Annotated in this window: 24 protein-coding genes and 1 pseudogene; 14 read left to right on the plus strand and 11 right to left on the minus strand. The window is 66.0% G+C overall.

Annotated features, from left to right (window positions below; translation table 11 throughout):
• Both D6M19_RS25795 and D6M19_RS25800 read right to left on the minus strand, forming a co-directional pair.
• On the minus strand, positions 1-1527 hold the full coding sequence (locus tag D6M19_RS25795; RefSeq protein WP_123028118.1) for a leucyl aminopeptidase: 1527 nt from the start codon (positions 1525-1527) through the stop codon (positions 1-3).
• Positions 1528-1545: 18 nt separating this feature from the next.
• Positions 1546-2631, minus strand: a complete 1086-nt coding sequence (locus tag D6M19_RS25800) for an adenylate/guanylate cyclase domain-containing protein (RefSeq protein WP_123028119.1) — start codon at positions 2629-2631, stop codon at positions 1546-1548.
• Positions 2632-2677: 46 nt separating this feature from the next.
• On the opposite strand from D6M19_RS25800, the gene gcvT reads away from it, so the two are divergent.
• From gcvT to D6M19_RS25820, 4 genes are all read left to right on the plus strand, one after another.
• Positions 2678-3772 carry a glycine cleavage system aminomethyltransferase GcvT gene (gcvT, locus tag D6M19_RS25805; protein WP_123028120.1) on the plus strand — a complete coding sequence of 365 codons (1095 nt, stop codon included), beginning with the start codon at positions 2678-2680 and terminating at the stop codon, positions 3770-3772.
• A 22-nt stretch (positions 3773-3794) separates the two neighbouring features.
• The gene (locus D6M19_RS25810) at positions 3795-4898 is read left to right on the plus strand and encodes a branched-chain amino acid aminotransferase (RefSeq protein WP_123028121.1); all 1104 of its coding nucleotides are present in this window, start codon (positions 3795-3797) and stop codon (positions 4896-4898) included.
• 491 nt (positions 4899-5389) lie between these two features.
• A complete protein-coding gene (locus D6M19_RS25815) occupies positions 5390-6409 on the plus strand; it encodes a helix-turn-helix domain-containing protein (protein ID WP_164478685.1) in 1020 nt (339 codons plus the stop codon).
• A gap of 282 nt (positions 6410-6691) precedes the next feature.
• Entirely contained in the window at positions 6692-7414 is a 723-nt protein-coding gene (locus D6M19_RS25820; RefSeq protein ID WP_123028123.1) for an alpha/beta fold hydrolase, read from the plus strand.
• A 208-nt stretch (positions 7415-7622) separates the two neighbouring features.
• Here the strand turns inward: D6M19_RS25820 and D6M19_RS25825 are convergent, their stop codons facing one another.
• Positions 7623-9020, minus strand: coding sequence for an FAD-dependent oxidoreductase (locus D6M19_RS25825; protein WP_206428638.1), 1398 nt, complete (start codon positions 9018-9020; stop codon positions 7623-7625).
• A gap of 502 nt (positions 9021-9522) precedes the next feature.
• Here D6M19_RS25825 and D6M19_RS25835 point away from each other — a divergent pair.
• From D6M19_RS25835 to D6M19_RS25845, 3 genes are all read left to right on the plus strand, one after another.
• A complete protein-coding gene (locus tag D6M19_RS25835; protein WP_123028148.1) occupies positions 9523-10332 on the plus strand; it encodes an alpha/beta hydrolase in 810 nt (269 codons plus the stop codon).
• A gap of 163 nt (positions 10333-10495) precedes the next feature.
• Positions 10496-11338 carry an alpha/beta hydrolase gene (locus D6M19_RS25840; protein ID WP_164478686.1) on the plus strand — a complete coding sequence of 281 codons (843 nt, stop codon included), beginning with the start codon at positions 10496-10498 and terminating at the stop codon, positions 11336-11338.
• A 117-nt stretch (positions 11339-11455) separates the two neighbouring features.
• Positions 11456-11995, plus strand: coding sequence for a DUF302 domain-containing protein (locus tag D6M19_RS25845; protein ID WP_123028149.1), 540 nt, complete (start codon positions 11456-11458; stop codon positions 11993-11995).
• Between the two features lie 175 nt (positions 11996-12170).
• On the opposite strand, the gene D6M19_RS25850 is transcribed toward D6M19_RS25845, so the two are convergent.
• Together D6M19_RS25850 and D6M19_RS34955 are read right to left on the minus strand one after the other, a co-directional pair.
• Positions 12171-12632 carry a dihydrofolate reductase family protein gene (locus tag D6M19_RS25850; protein ID WP_234835048.1) on the minus strand — a complete coding sequence of 154 codons (462 nt, stop codon included), beginning with the start codon at positions 12630-12632 and terminating at the stop codon, positions 12171-12173.
• Positions 12521-12751: a dihydrofolate reductase family protein gene (locus tag D6M19_RS34955; protein WP_234835049.1), complete on the minus strand. Its 231-nt coding sequence runs from the start codon at positions 12749-12751 to the stop codon at positions 12521-12523. The genes D6M19_RS25850 and D6M19_RS34955 overlap by 112 nt, the downstream gene beginning before the upstream one ends.
• A gap of 92 nt (positions 12752-12843) precedes the next feature.
• On the opposite strand from D6M19_RS34955, the gene D6M19_RS34370 reads away from it, so the two are divergent.
• A complete protein-coding gene (locus D6M19_RS34370) occupies positions 12844-13041 on the plus strand; it encodes a hypothetical protein (protein WP_164478693.1) in 198 nt (65 codons plus the stop codon).
• Here D6M19_RS34370 and D6M19_RS25855 read toward each other — a convergent pair.
• From D6M19_RS25855 to D6M19_RS25870, 4 genes are read right to left on the minus strand one after another with little or no spacing between them, the layout of a single operon-like run.
• Positions 13038-13763 (minus strand): adenosylcobinamide-GDP ribazoletransferase, encoded by a 726-nt coding sequence (locus tag D6M19_RS25855; RefSeq protein ID WP_123028126.1) that lies wholly within the window; start codon positions 13761-13763, stop codon positions 13038-13040. The two genes, D6M19_RS34370 and D6M19_RS25855, sit on opposite strands and share 4 nt — an antisense overlap.
• Positions 13760-14800 carry a nicotinate-nucleotide--dimethylbenzimidazole phosphoribosyltransferase gene (gene cobT / locus D6M19_RS25860; protein WP_123028127.1) on the minus strand — a complete coding sequence of 347 codons (1041 nt, stop codon included), beginning with the start codon at positions 14798-14800 and terminating at the stop codon, positions 13760-13762. Before cobT ends, D6M19_RS25855 begins: the two co-directional genes overlap by 4 nt.
• On the minus strand, positions 14797-15327 hold the full coding sequence (locus D6M19_RS25865) for a bifunctional adenosylcobinamide kinase/adenosylcobinamide-phosphate guanylyltransferase (protein ID WP_123028128.1): 531 nt from the start codon (positions 15325-15327) through the stop codon (positions 14797-14799). The genes cobT and D6M19_RS25865 overlap by 4 nt, the downstream gene beginning before the upstream one ends.
• Before the next feature lie 6 nt (positions 15328-15333).
• A complete protein-coding gene (locus tag D6M19_RS25870) occupies positions 15334-16020 on the minus strand; it encodes a DUF3043 domain-containing protein (RefSeq protein ID WP_123028150.1) in 687 nt (228 codons plus the stop codon).
• A 23-nt stretch (positions 16021-16043) separates the two neighbouring features.
• On the opposite strand from D6M19_RS25870, the gene D6M19_RS25875 reads away from it, so the two are divergent.
• Together D6M19_RS25875 and D6M19_RS25880 are read left to right on the plus strand one after the other, a co-directional pair.
• Positions 16044-17135, plus strand: coding sequence for a glycerate kinase family protein (locus D6M19_RS25875; protein WP_123028129.1), 1092 nt, complete (start codon positions 16044-16046; stop codon positions 17133-17135).
• 51 nt (positions 17136-17186) lie between these two features.
• Positions 17187-17549, plus strand: coding sequence for a HesB/IscA family protein (locus D6M19_RS25880; protein WP_123028130.1), 363 nt, complete (start codon positions 17187-17189; stop codon positions 17547-17549).
• A gap of 1 nt (position 17550) precedes the next feature.
• Here D6M19_RS25880 and D6M19_RS25885 read toward each other — a convergent pair whose 3' ends face one another.
• Positions 17551-18195: an Rv0361 family membrane protein gene (locus D6M19_RS25885; protein WP_123028131.1), complete on the minus strand. Its 645-nt coding sequence runs from the start codon at positions 18193-18195 to the stop codon at positions 17551-17553.
• Between the two features lie 152 nt (positions 18196-18347).
• On the opposite strand from D6M19_RS25885, the gene D6M19_RS25890 reads away from it, so the two are divergent.
• A complete protein-coding gene (locus tag D6M19_RS25890; RefSeq protein WP_123028132.1) occupies positions 18348-19322 on the plus strand; it encodes a carbohydrate kinase family protein in 975 nt (324 codons plus the stop codon).
• On the opposite strand, the gene asnB is transcribed toward D6M19_RS25890, so the two are convergent.
• A complete protein-coding gene (gene asnB, locus D6M19_RS25895) occupies positions 19319-21250 on the minus strand; it encodes an asparagine synthase (glutamine-hydrolyzing) (RefSeq protein WP_123028133.1) in 1932 nt (643 codons plus the stop codon). The two genes, D6M19_RS25890 and asnB, sit on opposite strands and share 4 nt — an antisense overlap.
• Before the next feature lie 136 nt (positions 21251-21386).
• On the opposite strand from asnB, the gene ctaC reads away from it, so the two are divergent.
• The 3 genes and pseudogenes from ctaC to D6M19_RS25910 form a co-directional block, all read left to right on the plus strand.
• The gene (ctaC, locus tag D6M19_RS25900) at positions 21387-22433 is read left to right on the plus strand and encodes an aa3-type cytochrome oxidase subunit II (RefSeq protein WP_123028134.1); all 1047 of its coding nucleotides are present in this window, start codon (positions 21387-21389) and stop codon (positions 22431-22433) included.
• A gap of 10 nt (positions 22434-22443) precedes the next feature.
• Positions 22444-22863, plus strand: a complete 420-nt coding sequence (locus D6M19_RS25905) for a cytochrome c oxidase subunit 4 (protein WP_123028135.1) — start codon at positions 22444-22446, stop codon at positions 22861-22863.
• A 155-nt stretch (positions 22864-23018) separates the two neighbouring features.
• Positions 23019-23503, plus strand: a pseudogene (locus tag D6M19_RS25910) (hypothetical protein); the annotation flags it as partial.

Consider the following 23503-nt stretch of genomic DNA (forward strand, 5'->3'; position numbering starts at 1 on the left):
TCAGCCCTTCTGCGCGATGTCCTCAAGCACCGCGAACATGGTGCGGGTCGGCACCCCGGTGCCGCCCTTGCCGGTGTAACCCCATGGGCCGCCGCTGTTGTAGGCAGGCGCGGCGACGTCGATGTGCGCCCACGCAATGCCGTCGGCGACGAACTCGCGCAGGTAGGTGCCCGCCACTAGCATGCCCGCGTAGCGCGAGCCGCTGACGTTGGCCAGGTCGGCCACCGTCGACTTGAGGTCGTCCTTGAGTTCGTCGGGAAGCGGCATGGGCCAAGCGTTTTCGCCGACCTCCTGGGAAAGCGCCGCCACCCGGTCGCGGAATTCGTCGGAACCCATCACCCCGGGTGTGCGGGCCCCGAGCGCGACGGTCTGCGCACCGGTCAGCGTCGACGTCTCGATGAGGTAATCGGGATCGTCCTCGCAGGCCCGCACGATCGCGTCGGCGAGGATCAGGCGGCCCTCGGCGTCGGTGTTGAGCACCTCGACGGTGATTCCACCGTATTGGGTAAGCACGTCGCCCGGTCGCTGGGCGGTCGCCGACGGCATGTTCTCGGCCATCGGCACGGTGGCGATGACGTCGATGGGCAGCTTCTGTTTGGCCGCGAGCACCACCGTCGCGATGACGGCCGCCGCGCCGCCCATGTCGGACGTCATGTGGTGCATGTTGGCGGCAGGCTTGATGGAGATACCGCCGGTGTCGAACGTGATGCCCTTGCCGACCAACGCGACCTTTTTCGACTTCTTGTTCTTCGCGCCACGGTGCGCCAGCCGTACCAGCCGCGGCGGGCGCGACGAGCCCTTTCCGACGCCGACCACGCCGCCGTAGCCCTCCTTGGCCAGCGTCTTGTCGTCGAGCACCTCGACGTCGAGACCGGCAGCTTCACCCAATGCCTTTGCGCGCTTGGCGAACTCGTCGGGAAAGAGATGCGACGGGGGAGTGTTGACCAGATCGCGGGCGGTGGCGACGGCGGTCGCGATGTTGGTGGCGCGCTGCGCTTGCGCCTTGGCCTTGCCCTTCGTGTCCGCCACCAGCGCGGTGATATCGCGCAGGCCCTTGTCCTTCGGCGCGGTCTTGTCGCTGCGGAAGTCGCTGAACCGATAGGCGCCGAGGATCAGCCCCTCGACGGCGGCCTCGAGGTCGATGTCCGACAGCGTGGTGATCGCCGCCTCGGTGCCGTTCAGAGACCTGGCTGCGACCCCGGCGGCGCGCCGGATCAGGTCGGACGGCCAGTCTTCACGCGGCTTGCCGAGACCGATCGCAATCACACTGCCCACCGGCAGCGACGGCGCGACCACCCGTGTCACCTGGTCCGGGCCACCCTTGGCGCCCAGCGACTCGAGGGCGACCTCGATCTCGCCGACGGCCTCGGCGTCGAGGAACGGGTTCGCGACGACGGTAGCTCTGCCGTCGTCGTCGCCTCCGCTGACCACGGGCACGATCAGCACCGTTTTGTCGGCCTTGCGCTTGGGCAACGACGAGCTGACGGTGACGGCGGGGGCTTGATAACCGGGATTTGCAGGGCTCACGGGGGTTGAGCCTATCGGTCAAGGGGGCAGGTACAGATCGTAGGCCGTGACGGGGGTGTCGAAACCCTTGAGCACCAACGGATCCTGGAGGATCGCGGCCGAGTCCGGCAGCTCGTCGCGAACGTCGGTGGAGATGAGGATCTGGCCGGGAGCGGCGGCAGCCACCAGGCGGGCCGCCAGGTTGACCGGCGTCCCGAAGTAGTCGCCGCCGATCGCAAGTACCGAGCCGTAACCCAGGCCGGCCCGCACCTGGAGTCCGGCCTCGCGTGCCCCCGGGTGTTCGACCAGGTCGAACGCGACTTTCACCAGCTTCTCCGGCGTCGAGCTCACCCACATCACCTCATCGCCGATGAACTTCACGACCCGTCCCCCGTCAGTGAGGACCACATCGCTGACGGCGGCGGCGAACTCCACGAGCAGGTCGGACAACTCGGTTGCGCTGAGCTGTTGGCTCAGCGCGGTGAAGCCGGTCAGGTCTGCGAACCCGATGCCGCAGACCACGCTCGCCGATGCATCGCGGATGACGCCCTCGAAGTAGGTGCGGGCGCTGACGGTGTGATGGCGGAAGACCGCGTCGATGAGCACCCCGAGGCGCGGGATGAACTCTCCGACCCGGCGATAGGTCATCGCTGTGGTGAGCTCGTCGGCGCTGTGCTCCATCTGGATGTCCGGCATTCCGAGGCGGATGGCGGTGGACCCGGCTTCCGCGAGCCGGGCCATCGACGCGCCGAGCACCCGCAGCAGCGTCATCGTCGGCTCATCGCCGACAGCCGACTTCATGGCCACCCATGACGCCAAACCGTCGACGTCGATCTGGCTGAAGACCGGTTCATCCGTGTCCGGTGCGCTCAGCCCCAGTGCATGCCAGGCGCGGATGAGCTCCTCGACGGGCACGCCCAGCTCACCGGCGGCCTCGCGGAGCGTGAAGATCGGTTGGCCGGACCGTTGCAGAGCATCGCCCGCGAGGCCGAAAAGCCTGCCGCGGCGCTCGGCGTCCACCATCTCCTGGGCGGTGAAGCCGAGGCCGTCCAGGTATTCGATCAGCCCGGCACGCTCGCGCGCGTTGGCGATTCCGGCCGCCTCCAGCGCATCGAAATCGAGCACCCACCGGAGTCTGCCAGCAGCCAACGCCCGATTAGGGTTGAACCCCGTGAGCGAAATCCAGCATGGCCCGCTAGAGGAACGGCACCGTCAGCTCGGCGCCAGCTTCGCCGAGTTCTCCGGCTGGCTGATGCCTGTCGCCTATGAGGGCACCGTGGGCGAGCACACCGCAACGCGCGGCGCTGTCGGTCTGTTCGACGTCAGCCACCTCGGCAAGGCCGCGGTCCGCGGTCCCGGCGCGGCCGAATACGTCAACTCGACGCTCACCAACGACCTCGGCCGGATCGGTCCAGGCAAGGCGCAATACACGTTGTGCTGCACCGAATCCGGCGGTGTCATCGACGATCTGATCGCCTATTACGTCTCCGATGACGAGATTTTTCTCGTTCCCAATGCCGCCAACACCGCCGCCGTCGTCGCCGCGCTGCAGGACAAGGCGCCCGGCGGGTTGACCATCACCGACGAGCACCGGTCGCGCGCTGTCCTCGCGGTGCAGGGACCGAAATCGGCGGAGGTCGTCGGATCGCTGGGGTTGCCGACCGACATGGACTACATGGGGTATTCCGACGCCGACTTCAACGGCGTCGAGGTGCGGGTGTGCCGCACCGGCTACACCGGTGAGCACGGCTACGAACTTCTGCCTGCATGGGGTGACGCCCCTGTGGTGTTCGACGCACTCGTCGACGCCGTATCCGGGGCGGGCGGTCAGCTGGCAGGCCTCGGCGCCCGGGACACGCTGCGCACCGAAATGGGCTATCCACTGCACGGCCACGAGCTGTCGCTGGAGATCTCGCCGTTGCAGGCACGGTGCGGCTGGGCCATCGGTTGGCGCAAGGATGCATTCTGGGGCCGCGACGCGCTGCTCGCCGAGAAGGAGGCGGGCCCGAAGCGACTGCTGCGCGGTCTGCGCGCCGTTGGCAGGGGAGTGCTGCGGCCCGAGCTGACGGTGCTCGACGGCTCCACTCCGGTCGGGGTGACGACATCGGGAACCTTCTCTCCGAGTTTGAAAGTCGGCATCGCGCTCGCGTTGCTCGACACCGATCACGACATCGCCGACGGGCAGCGGGTTGCGGTGGACGTACGCGGCCGCCAGGTCGAATGTGAAGTCGCCAAGCCGCCGTTTGTGGAGGCAAAAACCCGGTAGCGGCCGGATATACAATCGCCCCATGACTGACGACCTCGTGTTCACCGTCGATCGCAACGCGAATCCGGCGAGCGATGAGGTACGTGCGGGAATTCTGGCGAATCCGGGATTCGGCCGGTATCACACCGACCACATGGTGTCGATCGACTACATCGACGGCAAGGGCTGGCACAACGCGCGGGTCATGCCGTACGGCCCAATCGAGCTCGACCCATCGGCGATCGTTCTGCACTACGCGCAGGAGGTGTTCGAGGGGCTGAAGGCCTACCGCTGGGCGGACGGTTCGATCGTGTCCTTCCGACCTGAAGCCAACGCCGCGCGGCTACGCACGTCGTCCCGCAGGCTGGCCATCCCCGAGCTACCGGACGAGGTGTTCATCGAGTCGCTGCGTCGGCTCATCGCGGTCGACGCGGAATGGGTGCCTCCGGCTGGCGGCGAGGAATCGCTGTACCTGCGGCCCTACATCTTCGCCACCGAGCCGGGGCTCGGGGTTCGGCCCGCGTCCGAATACCGCTACATGGTGATCGCGTCGCCTGCGGGGGCGTACTTCCCGCGCGGCATCAAACCCGTCAGCGTGTGGCTGTCGCACGAGTACGTGCGTGCCTCACCGGGCGGCACAGGCGCCGCGAAGTTCGGCGGCAACTACGCCGCGTCGCTGCTCGCGCAGGCCGAGGCCGCCGACAACGGGTGCGACCAGGTGGTGTGGCTCGACGCCATCGAACGCCGGTATGTCGAAGAGATGGGCGGCATGAACCTGTTCTTCGTGTTCGGCAGCGGGGGTACCGCCCGGCTTGTCACGCCGGAACTGAGTGGTTCGCTGCTGCCCGGCATCACGCGAGATTCGTTGCTGCAGTTGGCTACCGACGCCGGATTCGCCGTCGAAGAGCGAAAGATCGACGTCGACGAGTGGCAGAAGAAGGCCGCCGCGGGTGAGATCACCGAAGTGTTCGCGTGCGGCACAGCCGCGGTGATCACGCCGGTGTCACACGTGAAGTACGGTGACGGTGAGTTCACCATCGCCGACGGCGAACCTGGTGAGATCACGATGGCCCTTCGCGACACGTTGACCGGAATTCAGCGCGGCACGTTCGCCGATACCCACGGTTGGATGGCGCGGCTGAGTTAGGCACGCTGCAGGCGACGTCGCAGCTGTGCACGGCGAAGGCGCGGTGGCCTGGCTGCACCGCGGCCTGCCCCACACCTTCCAGGTGCGCTCGGAGAGCACACGAGTGCTCGTCGTCACCGCGCCATCGGGATTCGATTTTGGCGATTTTCAATGACTCTTACTGGACTCCGTTATTTCCCAGTGCCACCAGGGATTCCGGTGACAATCGGTTCCCAACGGATGCCTGCTGATTCCGGTCGAGTCCGATCTATAACCGATGAATAATGGTTGACGAGAATATGCAGGGACATAACTTCCGGATCCGTGGTTGTACCGGCTCGGCGGCTCTCGGCATGCTCAGTGCCCGACGGCAGAGTCGCTGGCTCGCACGTCGGCATTGCCCGAGCCCTAGAAGGTGTGCGCTTCCGACGGTTGCGATCTTTTGCTGAACGCCGCTCCCGGTGATGGCAGAATGTGAAGATTGTCGCAGTTAGAACAGGTTGGGCCGCACGTTGCAGTACGACACCCTTGGCAGAGACCCCGACCTGCGGGGTGGCGCCGAGGGCGGCGCGGGGACGGTCAGATTCGATGCTCGGCGAATCCCGGTTGCCGATCGCGAAGAGGTGGTGCGTGCCACGGTCTCGCAGACTCTTGCTCCGCTCGAGATCGACTTTCCGGACGATCGCGGCCCGGCTGCGACGAGCTTGGCGATCACTGACCTGAATGAGCTCACGGTGTGGTCCGTGAAATCGACTGCCGTCAAGGTCCATTACAAGGCGTTGCCGCGCGACGACGTCAAGCCGAGCCTCTTCCTGGGGCTGCAGATGACGGGGTCCTGCGTCGTGGTTCAGCGTGACCGAGAAATAACCTTGCGCCCCGGCGATCTGGCGGTCTGGGACTCAACAGATCCATTCATGATCGCTGATGCGGATGGCATCTCCCAGCACAAATTCCGAATACCCCTGGATCGATTGGCGTTGCCAGTTGACATTATCCGGCAAATTAGCGCGCTTCCGTTGTGTCCGGGTCACCCGATCTCAGACATGGCCGTCGCCTATTTCCACCGACTGGCCTCTCGGCCGGGGGCGTTTGATCGCCCGGGCGGCGACGTGGTCAGTCAACCTGGCATTGACTTACTTCGGGCAGTGATCACCACCCATCTCGACACCGTCGAGTTGGGCAAGGATTCGCTCCAGGCCACCCTCTTCGTACGCATCATGGAGTACGTCCAATTGCACTTGCAGGAACCGGACCTCGGCGCCGGCCGCATTGCCGCTGAACACCACATATCGGTGCGGCAGCTTTACCGAATCCTGGCCGCCGAAGGCGTGTCGCTTGGGGACTGGATCCGAACGCGGCGACTCGAAGGAGCGCGCAGAGACCTCGCCTTGGCATTTCTGCATGATCCAATCTCCGCAGTTGCCCGGCGGTGGGGGTTCACCGATGCCTCCAGTTTCGCGCGAATGTTCCGAACTACTTACGGTGCGTCCCCGAGCGAATGGCGAGAACTAGCCCGCCAGCAACCTGCCTGAGCGTTGCCGCCCTCCTTCCGGACTCAGCGGCCTCATTGCTCCCGGCGACCGTCGCGAGGCATGCTGCCGACAGCGTGCCTCACCGTGTGCCAATACCTGTGCACGGCGTGCACGACCTGCCTACCAAGGGTTTTCGCGTGCGCGACTCGACCTAGGGTCGCAGTCAAGCGCCATGGTGACCGCCGCGGCCCAGATCGACCATCCGACATTTCGTCAGGCGTGTGGTGTAGAACTCGGCGCACACCGGTGTTCTGATTCATCGCGAAGAAGGGTGGAGGCGGGATGCAGTTTGTTCTCGTGCATGGGGGGTGGCAGGGCGGTTGGTGCTGGGACGCCGTGTCGGCGGCTTTACGTTCGGTGGGGCATGAAGTCTTCGCGCCCACCCTTCGTGGTTGCGAGCAGGGTGTTGCGGTTGATCGGGTCGGGGTCAATCTCACGGCGATTGGTGACGGTCTTGTCGACGCGGTCAGAGAGCACGACCTACGGGATTTAGTGCTGGTCGGCCACAGCGGTGGCGGCCCAGCCGCCCAGTACGCCGCGGACCGACTGGCCCAGCAGACGCGCCGCATCGTCTTCGTCGACGCGTGGGTGCTGCACGACGGGCAAGCCATCAACGACGTGCTGCCCGCACCATTCGTCGAGAGTTCCGTCCAGGCCGCCAAAGATAGCGCAGATCAGACGGTTGCGATGGATCCGCAGACATGGTCTGAGCACTTCATGAACGGCGCCTCGGAGCACGACATCGCCACCGTCACCAGCAAGCTCGTCCCGGTGCCCTTCGGATGGCTCAGCGAACCGATCTCGCTGCCCCGATTCTGGGGTGCTGCGCTGCCGTCTAGCTACGTCTTCCTGCGCCAAGACCAGGCAGTTCCCCAAGAGCTTTACCGCGCCATGGCCAGCCGCCTGGATCAACCTCGCCGTCTGGAATGTGACGGCCCGCACGAGGCCATGCTGACCCACCCGAACCCTTTGGCTGCCACGCTGATCGATGCGGCAAAGGAGTAGATATAACGTTGTTGCACAGAGCTGTTCACCTCACCGGACGCGTTCCGCTCTAGCCGACCACATCGCCAATTGGCTTGGCGCCACGCTGCCCGCCGGGCGAGCGCCGCCGCCTGACCAAAGCAATCTCACAGAGCAGGCAGGATCAGTGCGTAGGTGAGTTACGTCCCCCGGGCCGGATGCCGGTAGCCGCCCGGCATGCCGGGCGGTGTCACCTTTGAAGTCGTGCCAGCTGTCGCAGATGCTCGACCTGCTCGCCGTTCCGCGCTCCGGTGATCAACGCCTTGGCGATTCTCAGGACGATGGAGGGCTTGAACAGCCGTGCGGGTGCGTCGAGCATCCACGCGACGCGGAAGAACTGCTGAGCTACCGCCGGGTCGGTTTCGGTGGCGGTCAAGACAGCATCCATGTAGGTGTTGATGATCCGCGTTGACAACGGCCGCCGGCCCTTGACCTGCGGCAGCGCCAAGTCCGAACCGACCGCCGTCCGCCAGGCCACCTGAATGGCCTTAGCCGATTCACCGAAGAACCGCCGGGGCAGATCCAGGTCGCCAACGCTCAGACACTTGCCCAGGGCCTCGGCCTCGGCCGCCGCGATGGTCATTCCCTGCCCGTATATCGGGTTGAAGCTACAGACGGCGTCACCAAACACCAGCAGTCCGTCCGGGGTGCGGGCGAGCCGGTCGTAGCGTCTCCACCGGTTGGACGGAATCCGGTGATGGACCACGTCCCCTAGAGGCTCACCCGCGCGGATCGCGGCAAGCGCGTGACGTGGCGCGAACTCCGCGATGAAGTCGAGCAATTCGGCACGATCCGCCGGGGGTTGCTGGCCACCGAGAGTGCCGCCCAGTACCAGGTAGGTGTCGTTCTCCACCGCGAACATCGCAAAGGTGGTGGGCCGGCTGGCGACGGGATTGACCGCCAGCACCAATTCGCGCAGCATGCCGGGCGGAACACGTACGGGCATGGTGGCATATGCGATGCGCATCTCGAGTTCCTCGACCGGCGGCCGGACGTATCCGAACTCCTCGAGGAACACCGGCGCCCGGGAGCCGCGGCCGGTGGCGTCGATTATGAGGTCTGCGGTCAGCAGCGTCTCGCCATCATCACCTTGCCGCGCGAGCCGAGCCCCCGTGATGCGGTTGGCATCGGGATCGGCCGTCAAGCCCACGACGCCGTGGCCCTCGAGAAACTCAACATTCGGAATGGCGCGCACGGCCTTGCGCACGCTGAACTCCAACAGCGGTCGGCTCACGTGGTAGTCCACCAGCGAGGTGGGGTCCGGCACGGTCGCCGAACGCACCATGAGATGCCCGCCGAATGTGGACCAGAATCTCGAAAGGTCGCCGTCGTCCCACTTCACCGCACCGTCGGTGACGAGTTGGTCGAAGAACCCCGGAAAGAGCTCGCCGACGATCTGCACGCCCTTGCCGAGCAAGACATGCGGATGTCGGTCCTGGGGCACTCCACGGCGATTCATCGGAGCACGGGGCAGAACGTCGCGTTCGACGACGGTGACCACACGAAAGTAGTCGGCAAGCACACGGGCGGCGAGAAGGCCGCCCATGCTCGCGCCGAGGACAACTGCTCTGTCACGACGTTCGGCCATCTAATTCCTTTGCTGGCGATACCAATTGGCGAAAGAGACCACGGTGGCGCGGCCGGCGAAGGCCGCGTCGTCGAGGACGGGAGCAGGCGGGCGACGCAAGTCGACTCCGTCGGTGAGTCGAGGTCAAGCTAACACGGCGAACTGGGTGTCCCCGCTGAGAACTGGCTGTCGGTCCGTTGTCAGGGGTGCGGGTTGTACTCGTACACATTGGATTTCGCCGTCCCGGCGCGGGCGGCTTCGACCGAGTAATCCCAGCCATCGGCGCGGACGAGGTAGGCCAGCGTGTTCTATCTGCAAGTCATCTGGGTTTCACTTACCCCACGAGGCATGTTGCCGACAGCGTGCCTCACCGTGTGCCAACACCTGTGCCCTGCGTGCACGACCTGCCTGCCAAGGATTTTGGCGTGCCAGATTCGACCTAGGGTCGCAGTCAGGCGCCATGTCGATGCTCGGCGCCCGAATGAACCAGCATTGCCAGCAGACACGACAAGGAAAACGCCTCATGACATCGCCCACAAAACCCAACCCGGTCATCTTCATTCACGGGTTATGGATCCACGCGACTGCTTGGGAACCATGGCTCGACCTCTTCGAGAACAACGGCTACGCGGTGTCCGCACCAGGTTGGCCTGGGGAGCGCGCGACCGTCGCACAGACACGCGAGAACCCGGACGGAATGAACGATGTCGGCATCCAGCAGATGATCGATCACTACGCGAGAATGATCAACGCGCGCGGCGGCATTAAGCCCCTAGTGGTGGGGCACTCCTTCGGCGGCTTGATCGCCCAGGAGCTGCTGGCCGAAGGTCTGATCGCAGCCGCCGTTGCCATCGACCCCGCACCCATCAAGGGAGTCAAGGCACTTCCGGTGGCGCAGTTGCGGTCGGCGCTCCCCGTCCTTGGCAACCCTGCCAATCGACACCGGACAGTGTCGCTGACGGACAAGCAATTCCACTACGCCTTCGGTAACAACCTGAGCGAAGAAGAATCCAACGCGTTGCACCAGGCCTGGACGATCCCCGGACCCGGCAGGCCGCTGTTCGAGGATGCGGGAGCGAACTTCTCACGGCACTCGCCGGCGAAGGTCGACACTCACCTGGCCGACCGCGGCCCGCTGCTGTTGACGTCGGGCACCGAAGACCACGTCGTCCCCCTGAAGGTCACCAAGGAGGTCGTCGCCATGTATTCAAAGAGCCCGGCGCAGACGGACTTCCATGTGTTCGAGGGCCGGGGTCACTCCCTCACCATCGACGGTGGCTGGAAGGACGTCGCCGTAGTTGTACTCGATTGGTTGGCAGACAAGGGCTTTTGATCGCACGCGGCGCGGCGCGGTGGTAAGACCCACACGGCTGCCGCCCGCAACGTCGAATGACGCCGAAGAAGTCGGCGACAAGCATTTCTCCGCCGCGGCTTTGGTACGCGGCCCAAACAGATCGGAAATACTGATGTTTCAACGTTCTTGGCACACGGTGCGCATGGGTGCACTCACGAGTGCCGCTGCGGTGGCGTGTGCCGTGATAGTCCCATCGGCCGTCGCCGCCTGCGCACCCGCCGCGTCTCCACCCGCCGCGTCTCCACCCGCCGCGCCTCCACCGAGCGCCGCGAAGCCCACCATCGTGCTGGTCCACGGCGCCTTCGCCGACGCGTCGAGCTGGGGTGGCGAAGTTGGCGCGTTGGAGAAGCACGGATACGACGCACGCGCGATCGCCAATCCTTTGGAGAACCTCGACTCCGACTCCGACTCGGTGAAGAACTTTCTCGGCACTCTGAACGGACCGATCGTGCTGGTCGGACATTCCTACGGCGGATCGGTCATCACGAACGCCGCCGCCGGCAATCCGAACGTCAGAGCGCTGGTCTATGTCGACGCCGCGGCCCCCGATGTGGGCGAGACGACTGCCCAGCTCAGTGGAGCCGACTCGGTACTGACCCGACCCCAAGGCGAACTGTTCGATCCCGTACTCCCCCCTGGCGCACCCCAGGAGCAAGCGCAGCTTTATCTGAAGAAGGACATCTTCCTCCAGCACTTCGGTAACGACCTGCCGTCCGACCTCGCCACTCGGGCCTGGGCCAGCCAGCGGTCAGCAGCGGTGGCCGCGTTGTACGCACCGTCCAAAAACGCCGCATGGAAGGACATCCCCTCCTGGTACTTCATCAGTAGCGGAGATCAGGTCATCACGCCGGCCTCGGAGGACTCCATGGCGGCACGAGCACACTCACAGGTCACGCACTTCAACGGTGGCTCGCATCTGACGCTGGTCTCACACCCCGACGCCGTCACGCAGGTTATCGAAGCTGCCGCCGCATCCGTGCACTGACCCGGATTGGTAAACGAGTGGTGTTGCCGCGGCTCGTAATTGGATGCGACAGCGTTGTCGGTCCAGCTACTTGCCGCGGCGTACCAGGAAATTTGGACATCCGAATCAGGCGGCACCATGACTCAGCCATCGAATGGCTCGATCGAAACGATCTCGCATCGGGTCGACCGATTGACGATCCAGATCGACGACTCGTTTGACGGATTCAGGAATCGCTACGAGCGAGCGGTTCCGGAGTACCAGAGCGATCGGTTCGACTCCCTCGTCGAAAGGGGTGCCGACTGGAACACAGTTTTGGATGCGACCGCAGAGAACGCGCCACACGACTTCATCCTCTATTGGTCCCGCGATTTCACCTCGCTGATGGGTCTGGCCGGAGACCGAGGCTGCTGTGTCGCATACCTCATGGGCAATCACACCATTGCGCAGCGAATGTACCGCTACAACCCCGCCATCATGCTCCACGCCCCGCTGCGTACGGCCATTGTTGAAGACGCCGACCATGCCACGTGGTTCACCTTCGACCAACCGAGCACCCAGTTCGGCAGCTTCAACACTCCTCAAATCACCAAGGTAGGACGCGAATTGGACCACAAGCTCGCCGCGTTGCTCGAGCACCTTGACGCCCCTGTGCCGGCCGCTCTCACCGAATCATGAGCAAGCTTCCGACCGATGAACGTGGGCCCCGCCTGTCGCATCGAAATACAGCTTGCCTGTTGGATGTTTGGCCTTGCACGAGGGTGGTTCCCTGAATGCAACAGCAGTAACGGGGTGCCGCGAGAGTCGTGTATCTCGTAGCGCATTCGCACGTCACCTGGCTGTGCATGTCCGATTAGTCGTGTTTCGCCTCGTAGCGCAGCAGGACCGTGCCGCCCGGGAAGGTGCGGTTCTCCAACAGTCGCAGCGAGATCCATGACGGCAGTGTCGGGAAGAACGGTGTGCCGCCGCCCACCGCGGTGGGCGTGACCACGATCCGGTACTCATCCACCAGTCCGGCCTGCACGATCGGTGCGGCCAGCGTCGCGCCGGCCACCTCCAGCCTGCCGTCGGTTTCGGCTTTCAGCTTCGTTACCACCTCGACCGGGTCGCCGCGTTCCAGGCGGGAGTTCCAGTCGACGGACTCCAGGGTGCGCGAGAACACGACCTTGGGCATGTCGCGCCAGATGCGCGCGAAGTCGACGATCAGAGGGGTGGCGTCGGGGCCTTGTCGGCGGTCGGCCAGTACGCGGACATCAGTTCGTAGAGCCGCCGCCCGTAGAACGACAGGGCGGTCTCCCGCTCGAAGTCGTTCCAGTATTGGTGCAGTTCTTTGCTCGGATCGGACCAGTCGATGTTGCCTTGTCCGTCGGCGATGTACCCGTCCACTGACACGTTCAAGCCATAGACGTTCAAGCCATAGATGAGTCTGCCCACGCAGATCAGACTGCACCGAAGGGCCAAACTCATCGCGACGCCACACGAGTGCTCCGCCGGGTTGGCCGGCTGGTCGGGCACCCTCCCGGCTGGTGGCACAAAAATATTTGGTGGGGCGGGCGGGGCTCGAACCCGCCACCAACGGATTCGAGCGATTCGTCGCTACGGGCGAACCGACCGAAAGCCGGACCATGCCCGAGCCGACGGACATCGATCTCGCTCGTGTCGCCGAGGTATGCGCACAGTTCGACATCCAGGTGCTCGGTCCCCCGCCCGCGCCCACCGGCTAGCCGATCGCCAGGCCGAGCGCCGCCAGCGTCGTCGTCACCTCGATCGCGGCACCGAGTACATCGCCGGTGATCCCGCCGAAGCGCCGCACACAGTGCACGACCAGCACGGCGCTGGAGGCGAGCGCGACCAGCACCACCAGCGGACCCTGCCACGGTCGCGGGCCGGCGAACACCGCAGCCGCCACGATCGCGACGAGCCACGCCGCTATCGCGACGACGGGCTGACTGCCCGCCACCATCGCCCCCAGCGTGCTGCCCTGCGCCGCGGGCACTGATCTGCGGCAGGCCGCCACGGCGGCGACCCGACCCGCCGTCACCGCGACGATCACCGCGATCGCGCTCAGTTCGGCGAAGGCCAGCCCCTGCGCCACGATCACCACGACGACGGCGGCCACACCGAACGGGCCCGTCCCGCCGTCCCGCATCACCTGCAGCGCCCGTTCCGGAGGGCCGTAGCAGCCAAGCGCGTCGATGGTGTCGGCCAGCCCGTCGATGTGCAGGCCCCTTGTCGCGATCAGCAGCGCCGCCACCGCCAGCAAACCGGTCAGCGGGTTGGCCGACCCGAACGCGTGGCTTGCCACCCACGCCACCGCGGCGGCCAGCGCGCCGAGCGCCACGCCGACAACAGGCAGGGCCGTCAGCACCCCTCGGCCCACCCCAGACGCTGCGCGCACCGGCAGAACCGTGCCGAACGCGAACGCCCCTGTGACCGAACGGATCACGACGAGACGCTGGCCTCTTCGAATGTGGCCATCGACCGCAGAGCGGCGATCGCAGCGCGGAGCACCGGCAGTGCCACCGCAGCGCCGGTGCCTTCACCGAGTCGCATCGAGAGATCGACGATCGGTTCGAGTGCGAGCTTCTCCAATGCCAGCGTGTGGGCGGGTTCGGTGGAGCGGTGACCCGCACGCCACCAGTCGCGCGCACCGGGCGCGAGGACGTCGGCGACCAACGCAGCGGACGTCACCACCACCCCGTCGAGCAGCACCGGTGTCCTGCGCACCGCCGCCTGGGCGCAGAATCCCGCCATCGCAGCCAGATCCGCGCCACCGCACACCCGCAGCAGCCCCAGTGGATCGTCCTTCAGCCCTCGGGCGCGGTACAGCGCGTCGCGGACCGCCGCGACCTTTCGCGACCATCCGGCGTCGTTGATGCCGGTGCCGCGACCGACAACGGCGACCGGCTCGGTACCAGTCAGTGCGGCGATCAATGCCGTTGCAGCCGTGGTGTTTCCAATGCCCATATCGCCCGCGATCAGCAAGTCGGCGCCCGCATCGACTTCCTCGTCGGCGATCCGGCCGCCCGCTTCGACCGCGGCCCGCGCCTCGTCGGCCGTCAACGCGTCCTCGACGGCGATGTTGCCGCTGCCCCTGCGGATCTTGTGCGCACCGATCGAGGCCGAGTGCGGCTCGTCGACGTCGACCGCGATGTCCACGACGCGCACGGTCGCCCCTGCGGATTCGGCGAGCACGTTGATCGCGGCGCCACCGGCGTCGAAGTTGGCGACCATCTGGGCGGTGACCTCCGCGGGAAATGCCGAAACCCCTGCGGCGGTGACGCCGTGATCACCGGCGAACACCACGACCCGCGCGCGCTGGAACTGGTTGGGCGGGCAGACCCCCTGGCACGCGGCCACCCACACCGACAGCTCCTCGAGCCGCCCCAGCGAACCGGCCGGCTTGGTCAACGTGTCCTGGCGGGCCCGCGCCTGCGTGGCCACGTCGGCGTCGGGCGCGGTGATCTGCGCAAATTGCGTCACGACGGTTCCTTCACCGCGATGGGCTGTCCCGCGACCACCAGCACCACTCGGTCGCACAGCTGGGCCAGCCGCTGGTTGAGTGCGCCGAGTTCGTCGGCGAAGCGACGGCCCGCGACGGTCTCGGGTACGACGGTCATGCCGACTTCGGGGCTGACGAGCACCAGATCGGCCTCGTGTCCCGCGACGGCGTCGACGAGGTCGTCGATGTCGGCTTGCGCGGAGCCGCCCGTCCACGCGTCTGCGCGGTCCATCGCCGCGGTCAGCCAGCCACCGATATCGTCGACCAATGTCGGCATCGAATCGTCGGCCCGCAATTGCTTTGCCGCATTAAGGGTTTCGGCGGTCAACCAGTGGTGCGGCCTGCGCGCGCGGTGCGCGGCCACCCGTGCCGCCCATGTGTCATCGTCGGCGACGGGTCCAGTGGCGAGATACCGAACAGGAACCTCGCCGCCAACGGACTGCCCGATGACGGACTCGGCCCATTCGGATTTGCCCGACCTGATACCGCCGAGCACCAGAATGCGCACCTGGACTCAGGCGACCTTTTCGCCGCGGCTGACCCGCGGCCGGGGTGCGCGCATCCGCCGCAGTTGGGAGGCGCGGCTGGCAGCGTAGAAGCCGAGCTTCCAACCGCCCTCGGTGTGGTCGGGGTACTTCTCATCGACGACCCGATTCACCTTGCGGCCCAAGAAGAATCCGTCGACGATCATGATCGCCATCAGAACCAGCATCGCAGGCGAGATGTAGTACTGCACCTGTGGAACCGCGAGCATGATGAAGATCAACCCCAGCGCCGCAGGCATGAAGAGGCCGAGCACGCTGATGCGTCGCGCGTCCACGATGTCGCGGGCCAGCGCGCGCACCGGACCCTTGTCGCGCGGCAACAGATAGGCGTCGTCGCCTGCCATCATTCGTTCCCTGCGCTGCGACATCTCTGCGCGTCTTTCCGCCTTGTCCTCCCGGCGTTCCTCGCGAGACAGCTTCGGACCGCGCAGTTCCTTGCGCCTGCGCCTGGCTTCGGCGGTGGTCATCGGGGCGGGAGCGATCGGGCCTCTGCGGCGCGAGGAATCCCGCTTCGGCGTCGGCCTGCCCTTCGGGGCGGTCTTGCCGGAAGCCTTGGCCTCGGCATCGGCGTCGCTGTCCGCGGTCGCCTCGACGTCGCCGGCGGCTTCAGAGTCTCGGGGAGGCGGGTTGTCCTTCTTGCGGCCCAGCAGCTTCACGCCCGCCAGCATAATCTGCTGGAATGATCGTCTCGGACGGCCTCCGCGTGCTCATTGCCCCCGACTGCTACGGCGACAGCCTCACCGCAGTGCAGGCGGCCGAGGCGATCGCCGAGGGCTGGCGCAGGGCCCGGCCGGGCGACGACCTGACGCTGGCCCCGCAATCCGACGGAGGGCCTGGATTCGTCGACGTGCTCGCCGGACGCGTCGGCGAGCGGCGCACGACGGCGGTCAGCGGCCCGTTGACAGACGAGGTGGACGCCGACTGGGTATTCGACGGCCAGGATCCAGCGACGGCTTATATCGAGTGTGCGCAGGCCTGCGGGCTGGCGCTGCTCGGCGGTCCGCCGACCGTCGAGACCGCGCTGGCCGCGCACAGCAGGGGAGTCGGTCAGCTGATCGCGGCCGCGGTGGAGGCGGGTGCACGGCGAATCGTGGTCGGCCTTGGCGGCAGCTCATGCACAGACGGCGGCAGGGGCATGATCGAGGCTCTCGGCGGCTTCGGGCGAGCCCGCACGCTACTTGCCGACGTCGAGCTGATCGCCGCCACCGACGTTGAGCATCCGCTGCTAGGACCGATGGGAGCGGCGAAGGTGTTCGGCCCGCAGAAGGGCGCCGACCAGGACACCGTGGCCGTGCTCGAGCGGCGGTTGACCGAATGGGCCGCCGAACTCGATGCCGCCGCAGGACGGACCGTCAGCGTCGAGAAAGGCGCCGGTGCTGCAGGCGGCCTTGGCGCAGGCCTGCTGGCGCTTGGCGGCAGGCGCGAGTCGGGTGCCACCGTCATCGCCGAGCACACACACCTGTCCGACGACGTCGCGGCGGCCGAACTCGTTATCACCGGTGAGGGCCGGTTCGACGACCAATCGCTGCACGGCAAAGTCGTCAGCGCACTGGCCACCGAGGCCCGCGGTACCCCGGTGCTGGTACTTGCCGGCCAGGTCACCCTCGAAGCCTCCGCGCTGCAGGACGCCGGCATCACCGCCGCTTACGCCATCTCCGACCACGCCGGATCGGTCCAGCTGGCCATCTCCGACGCCGCCAACCAGCTCACGGGATTGGCGGAAGTCACGGCCGACCAACTCGGGAATAGCGGGATAACAAGGTACCGTTGACCCTGTGGGTTGTGAGACGGCCCGCAACACAAGCCATTCACAGGAGACGCAATGACTGTTCAGGACGAGTCGGCGACCAGCACCGCCACCCACGGCGCGGTCCTGACCGAAGCGGCGGCCAGCAAGGCCAAGGCGCTGCTGGACCAAGAGGGCCGTGACGACCTGGCGCTGCGGATTGCCGTACAGCCGGGCGGATGCGCCGGACTGCGCTACAACCTGTTTTTCGACGATCGAACGCTCGACGGCGATCTGACCACCGAGTTCGGCGGCGTCAACTTGACCGTCGACCGGATGAGCGCCCCCTATATCCAGGGTGCAACGATCGACTTCGTCGACACCATCGAAAAGCAGGGCTTCACCATCGACAACCCCAACGCGACGGGATCGTGCGCGTGCGGGGACTCGTTCAACTGACCTAGTACTGGGCGCCGGCGCGCAGCAGGTACGAACACACCAGGACCTGGTTGTCCTGGGCCAGAACTTGTGCCACCGCCTGCTCCTGCACCTTCGGTGGGGGCTGGGTTCGGCTCCCCGCCGGTGTCACGCGCATGGTGAACAGCACCTGCGCCTGATACGGCGACGAGAACACCATCTTGTCCACCGCCGTCACGTCGGCGCTGGCGAATTGCTTACGGAACGCATCACTGCTCAGATCGGCAAGCGCGAGGTCCGATTTCTTCTCCTTGACGGCGTCGAACAGCCCGCACAGCGTGTGGCGGGCGATCTTTTCGACGTCACCGCGCTGCAGCGCGTCCAGGTAGTCCTGGATCGCCGCCTGTGCCGCCGCCGTCGTCAGCGTCTCGGAGTTGGTCGAATCGTCATCGGAGCGCATCACCAGCGCGGTCGTGACCACACCAGCCGCCAGCACCGCGATCACGAGCAGCGCGGCCAGGATGCCGCGCCACCGACTGCGTTTCGGATACGGGATCGGCGGTGGAAGCAGGCCTGGATAAGGCGGAGGCGCAACGGGATTGTGCGGATACGATGCAGGGGGGCCGGGATGCGGGGGTGGAGGGCCGACCGGTCCGGCGCCGTATTGGGGCGGATACGGACCAGCCATGGAGTTGCTCTCCCGGGGTTGTCGGGGAATGCCGTCTACAGTGACCCGAACGAGTCTTGTAGGCAGGTTAGCGCAAGCGGCCGGGCGTGGGCGGGACCGTGACGCTCGGTACGATTATCTAGACAGGTTAATGAATTGAAGGGGGCAGCTTCGTGACCATTGCGGTAACCGGATCGATCGCAACCGACCATCTGATGCGATTTCCGGGCAAATTCTCCGAAGGGCTGCTGCCTGAGCACCTGCAGAAGATCTCGGTCAGCTTCCTGGTGGACGATCTGGTCATCCACCGCGGCGGCGTCGCGGGCAACATGGCCTACGCCATCGGCATCCTCGGCGGAGACCCGACGCTCGTCGGCGCAGTGGGGAAGGACTTCGACGACTACCGGGGCTGGCTCACCAGCCACGGCGTTGACTGCGACAGCGTGCAGGTTTCGGACACCGCCTACACGGCCCGATTCGTCTGCACCACAGACCAAGACATGGCCCAGATCGCGTCGTTCTATCCCGGTGCGATGTCGCAGGCTCGTGACATCAAGCTGGCCGATGTCGTGTCTCGCAGAGGCACACCGGATTTGGTGATCGTCGGCGCTAACGACCCGGACGCGATGTTCCTGCACACCGAGGAATGCCGCGCTCTCGGTCTTGCCTTCGCCGCCGACCCGTCGCAGCAGTTGGCCCGGCTGACCGGCGAGCAGATCCGGGCGCTGATCGACGGCGCGAAATATCTGTTCACCAACGACTATGAATGGGACCTGCTGCTGCAGAAGTCCGGCTGGTCGGAGGCCGAGGTGATGAGCCAGATCCAGATGCGCGTCACCACGCTGGGGGAGAAGGGCGTCGACATCGTCGGCCGCGACGGCACCTTCATCCATGTCGACGTGGTGCCCGAAACGCACAAGGAGGACCCAACCGGAATCGGCGACGCATTCCGGGCCGGCTTCTTGACCGGGCGTGACAAGGGGCTGTCCATCGAACGCGCGGCCCAGCTGGCGTCGCTGGTCGCGACACTTGTGCTCGAGGCGCCGGGCGCGCAGGAGTGGAGCTGGGACCCCGACGCAGGCATCAAGCGGCTGTCCGACGCCTACGGGGCAGATGCGGGCAAGGAAATTGCGTCGGCTCTTTCCTAGAGCTGCACGGGGTAGGTCGGCTCGCTGATCTGCGGCGTGACGCTGCCATCGACGAAGATCGCGTGCCACAGCATGAAGATCAGCACCGTCCACAGCCGTCTGCTGTGATCGCTTGCGCCGGTGCGATGTTCATCGAGCATCGTGGTTACGGCAGTGATGTCGACGAGCTCACCCGCGCCGGATGAGGACACCATTTCGTAGGCCCAGTCCAACAGCTCGCCTGCCCGCAGCCAATGCCGGATAGGCACGGGGAAGCCCAGTTTCGGCCGGTTCAGCACGTGCGGGGGAATCACCGGCGCCAGCGCTCTGCGCAGCGCGTACTTCGTCGTGGATCTGGTGATCTTCTGGTCCAACGGCAGCCGGGACGCCACCGCGAACACCTCGGGGTCCAGGAACGGCACCCGCAGTTCGAGCGAGTTGGCCATCGTCATCTTGTCGGCCTTGACCAGGATGTCGCCCCGCAGCCAGGTGAACAGGTCGATGTGCTGCATCCGTGCGACCGGATCCCAGCCCGCAGACTCCGCGTACACCCGCGCCGTCACATCGGTATGGGTCCAATCCGACCGGAATCCCGGCAGCACGGCCTGCAGCTGCGCGTCGGAGAAGCTGCGCGCGTTGCCGTAGTACCGCTCCTCGAGTGTCTGGCTGCCTCTGTGCAGCAAGCTCTTTCCGCGCATCCCGTCCGGCAGCGGCGCGGAGGCCTTGGCCATGGAACGGCGCAGCGGGCCTGGTAGATAGCTGAAAGGCTTGAGCGACAACGGTTCCCGGTAGATCGTGTATCCACCGAACAGCTCGTCGGCGCCCTCGCCGGACAGCACGACCTTGACGTGCTTTCGCGCCTCGCGGGCGATGAAGTACAGCGGCACCAGCGCGGGATCGGCGACGGGTTCGTCGAGATACCAGACGATCTCGGGCAACGCGGAAACGAACTCGGACTGGCTAACCACCTTCGTGACGTGCCGGGCGCCGATCGCCTCCGCCGAGGCCACCGCCACGTCGACCTCCGAAAAGCCCTCCCGCTCGAAACCGGTGGTGAAGGTGATCAGGCGTGGGTTGTGCCGCATGGCAAGCGCGGCGATCGCGGTGGAGTCGATGCCACCGGACAGGAACGCGCCGACGGTGACATCGGCGCGCATGTGCTTGGCCACCGAGTCCTCGAGCACGGCGGTGATCTCGTCGTACCGGCTCTGCTCCGAACCGGCGCGAAAAGGCACAGCCGCGAATCGGGGAGTGAAGTAGCGCGTCACTTCCGGCCGCCCGCCCGGACGCACCAGGGCATAGCTGCCGGACTCCAACCGGCGCACGCCGCGGTGCAGCGTCTCGGGCTCCGGCACGTACTGCAACACGGTGTAGTGCTGAACGGCGCGTTCGTCGATGCCGACGTCGACGCCGAGCTCGTCTGCGAGGGCGAGCAGGCACTTCTTCTCGCTGCCCACCGCCGTGCCCGCCGAGCCGGTCGCCATGAACAGCGGCTTGATGCCGAACGGGTCGCGCGCACACAGTAATTCGCGTTCGACGGAGTCCCACAGCGCGAAAGCGAACATGCCACGCAGTCGGGTCAGCGCGTCGGTACCCCAGTAGTGGTAGGCGGCGACGATGGCCTCGCCGTCGCCGTCGGTGTGAAACGTCGCGCCGTTGGTGGCGGCCAGTTCCTCCCGCAGCTCGAGGTAGTTGTAGATCTCGCCGTTGAAGACCAGCACGTAGCGGTCGGGCGAGTCCGCGGGCCCCCAGCGCAACGGTTGATGGCTGTGCGCGATGTCGATGATCGACAGCCGGTTGAAACCGAGGACGACGTCATCGTCGTGCCACGTGCCCGGCTCGTCCGGACCACGGTGACGCATCAAATGCGACGCGCCGGACACCGCCTCGACCAGGCCCGCGGAGACGTCGGCGGACGGGTCGGTCAGCAGGGCCAGAAGTCCGCACACGGCGCCAGTATGCCGAACGGGGGCCGCCGACGAGACAGGCGCACGGGTTAGGTGAGGTGTGTCGAGACCTGCAGCGGCGGGTGGTCTACGCTGCGTAGTATTCGCGTAGTTCCACCGACTTGTAGGAGGCTGCAACGTGACACCTCGCGGACGCTGGGTGGTGGCACGGAGAGCGGCGTTGGTGGTCGTCCTTGGTGCGGCTGCGCTGCTGCTCAGCGGGTGTAGCTGGTCGGAGGCGCTCGGCCTGGGATGGCCGAACGGAATCACGCCGGAGGCCCACCTCAACCGTGAACTGTGGATCGGCTCGGTGATCGCCTCACTGGTGGTCGGCGTCATCGTCTGGGGCCTGATCTTCTGGACCTCGGCGTTTCACCGGCGCAAGGACGGCGACACGGAGCTGCCGCGCCAGTTCGGCTACAACATGCCGCTGGAGCTGGTGCTCACGGTGGTGCCCTTCCTGATCATCTCGGTGCTCTTCTACTTCACCGTGGTCGTGCAGGAGAAGATGCTGCACAAGGAGCCCAATCCCGAGGTCGTCATCGACGTCACGGCGTTTCAGTGGAACTGGAAGTTCGGCTACCAGAAGGTCGACTTCACCGACGGAACGTTCGACTACGACGGCGCCGACCCGGAACGCAAGATGGCCGTCGCATCGGGTCCGGAGGGGCTGCAGGGGGAGCACGGCGGGGAATTCGGCGTCATCGCGGGTAAGAACCCCGAGGACCGCAGCTACCTGAACTTCGACAAGGTCGAGACGCTGGGCACCAGCAGCGAGATCCCGGTGCTCGTGGTGCCGTCCGGCAAGCGCATCGAGTTCGTGATCGCGTCGGCCGACGTCATCCACGGTTTCTGGGTGCCGGAGTTCCTGTTCAAGCGCGACGTGATGCCCGATCCCGTGCCCAACAACTCCGACAACGTCTTCCAGATCAGCGAGATCATGAAGACCGGGGCGTTCGTCGGGCGGTGCACCGAGATGTGCGGCACCTACCACTCGATGATGAACTTCGAGCTGCGTGTGGTGGAGCCCAACGACTTCAAGGCCTACATGCAGCAGCGCATCGCCGGTAAGACGAACGCCGAGGCGCTGATGGCGATCAACCAGCCGCCGACTGCGGTCACCACCCATCCGTTCGACACCCGTCGCGGGGAGCAGGCAGGCGCACCCCCTCAGGCGAGCAAGTAGGGATTGGTATATGCATATCGAAGCCAGGCTGTTCGAGTTCCTCACCGCGTTCTTCGTGCTGGCGGCAGTCGTCTACGGCACGCTGACCCAGCTGTTCCAAATGGGCGGCATCGAGTGGGCGGGTGTGACGGCCCTGGTGATGACCGCGGGTCTGACGCTGATCACCGGCACCTTCTTCCGCTTCGTCGCACGTCGACTCGACACCAGGCCGGAGGACTACGAGGACGCCGAGATCAGCGACGGCGCAGGCGAGCTGGGCTTCTTCAGCCCGCACAGCTGGTGGCCGATCATGATCGCGCTGAGTGCTTCTGTCACGGCCGTGGGCGTCGCGCTGTGGCTGCCGTGGCTGCTCGTGGCCGGGGTGGTCTTCGTGCTCGCCTCTGCCGCCGGTTTGGTCTTCGAGTACTACACCGGCGCCGAGAAGCACTGACCGTCCAAGGTCACATCTGGGCTTCAGTTGGTCACCTACCGGATGGGCGAATTCGATCCGCTCATCGGTTTGGGTAGGGTTGCCGAGGCCGACTCAAAGTGGTTGTCAGCCGCTTGCTGTCGCGCCGTTGAAGTCGTCGAGAAGGATAGGCGTAAATGAGCGGGCCGAATCCCCCAGGACCGGACTCCGAAGGGGCGGACGACCTGGATCAGGAACCGGGCGAGTCGACCGCCGGGGAGGACTCGGTCCAGGACGCCACAGGTGAGACGGAGATCCATTCGCGGGCGTATTCGGCGCCCGAGTCCGAGCAGTTCACTGCGGGCCCCTACGTGCCCGCCGATCCCGAACTCTACGACTACGACGATTACGACAAGACCGAACTGGTGGACACCGGCAGGCCGCCGCGCTGGCCATGGGTGGTCGGAGTCGTCGCGATCATCGCAGCCATCTCTCTGGTGGTGTCCGTTTCGCTGCTGGTGATGGGCACCGACTCCGACAATCTCAACGCGCAGGGTGGGCCGACGTCGACCACATCGGCGCCGCCGGTGCAGGACGAGATCACCACGACGACCCCGCCGCCACCGCCACCACCCCCGCCGTCCTCCGAGGAACCGCCGCCACCGCCGCCGGAGACCGTCAC

It is taken from the genome of Mycolicibacterium stellerae, from assembly GCF_003719305.1.
GTDB classification, from domain to species: domain Bacteria; phylum Actinomycetota; class Actinomycetes; order Mycobacteriales; family Mycobacteriaceae; genus Mycobacterium; species Mycobacterium stellerae.

Bases quoted from the DNA above. Each gene is read 5' to 3' on its own strand.
- D6M19_RS25810 (WP_123028121.1), top strand. From the start codon at position 3,795: ATGACTGACGACCTCGTGTTCACCGTCGATCGCAACGCGAATCCGGCG.
- D6M19_RS25820 (WP_123028123.1), top strand. From the start codon at position 6,692: ATGCAGTTTGTTCTCGTGCATGGGGGGTGGCAGGGCGGTTGGTGCTGG.
- D6M19_RS25825 (WP_206428638.1), bottom strand. From the start codon at position 9,020: ATGGCCGAACGTCGTGACAGAGCAGTTGTCCTCGGCGCGAGCATGGGC.
- D6M19_RS25835 (WP_123028148.1), top strand. From the start codon at position 9,523: ATGACATCGCCCACAAAACCCAACCCGGTCATCTTCATTCACGGGTTA.
- D6M19_RS25840 (WP_164478686.1), top strand. From the start codon at position 10,496: ATGGGTGCACTCACGAGTGCCGCTGCGGTGGCGTGTGCCGTGATAGTC.
- D6M19_RS25845 (WP_123028149.1), top strand. From the start codon at position 11,456: ATGACTCAGCCATCGAATGGCTCGATCGAAACGATCTCGCATCGGGTC.
- D6M19_RS25875 (WP_123028129.1), top strand. From the start codon at position 16,044: ATGATCGTCTCGGACGGCCTCCGCGTGCTCATTGCCCCCGACTGCTAC.
- D6M19_RS25880 (WP_123028130.1), top strand. From the start codon at position 17,187: ATGACTGTTCAGGACGAGTCGGCGACCAGCACCGCCACCCACGGCGCG.
- D6M19_RS25885 (WP_123028131.1), bottom strand. From the start codon at position 18,195: ATGGCTGGTCCGTATCCGCCCCAATACGGCGCCGGACCGGTCGGCCCT.
- D6M19_RS25905 (WP_123028135.1), top strand. From the start codon at position 22,444: ATGCATATCGAAGCCAGGCTGTTCGAGTTCCTCACCGCGTTCTTCGTG.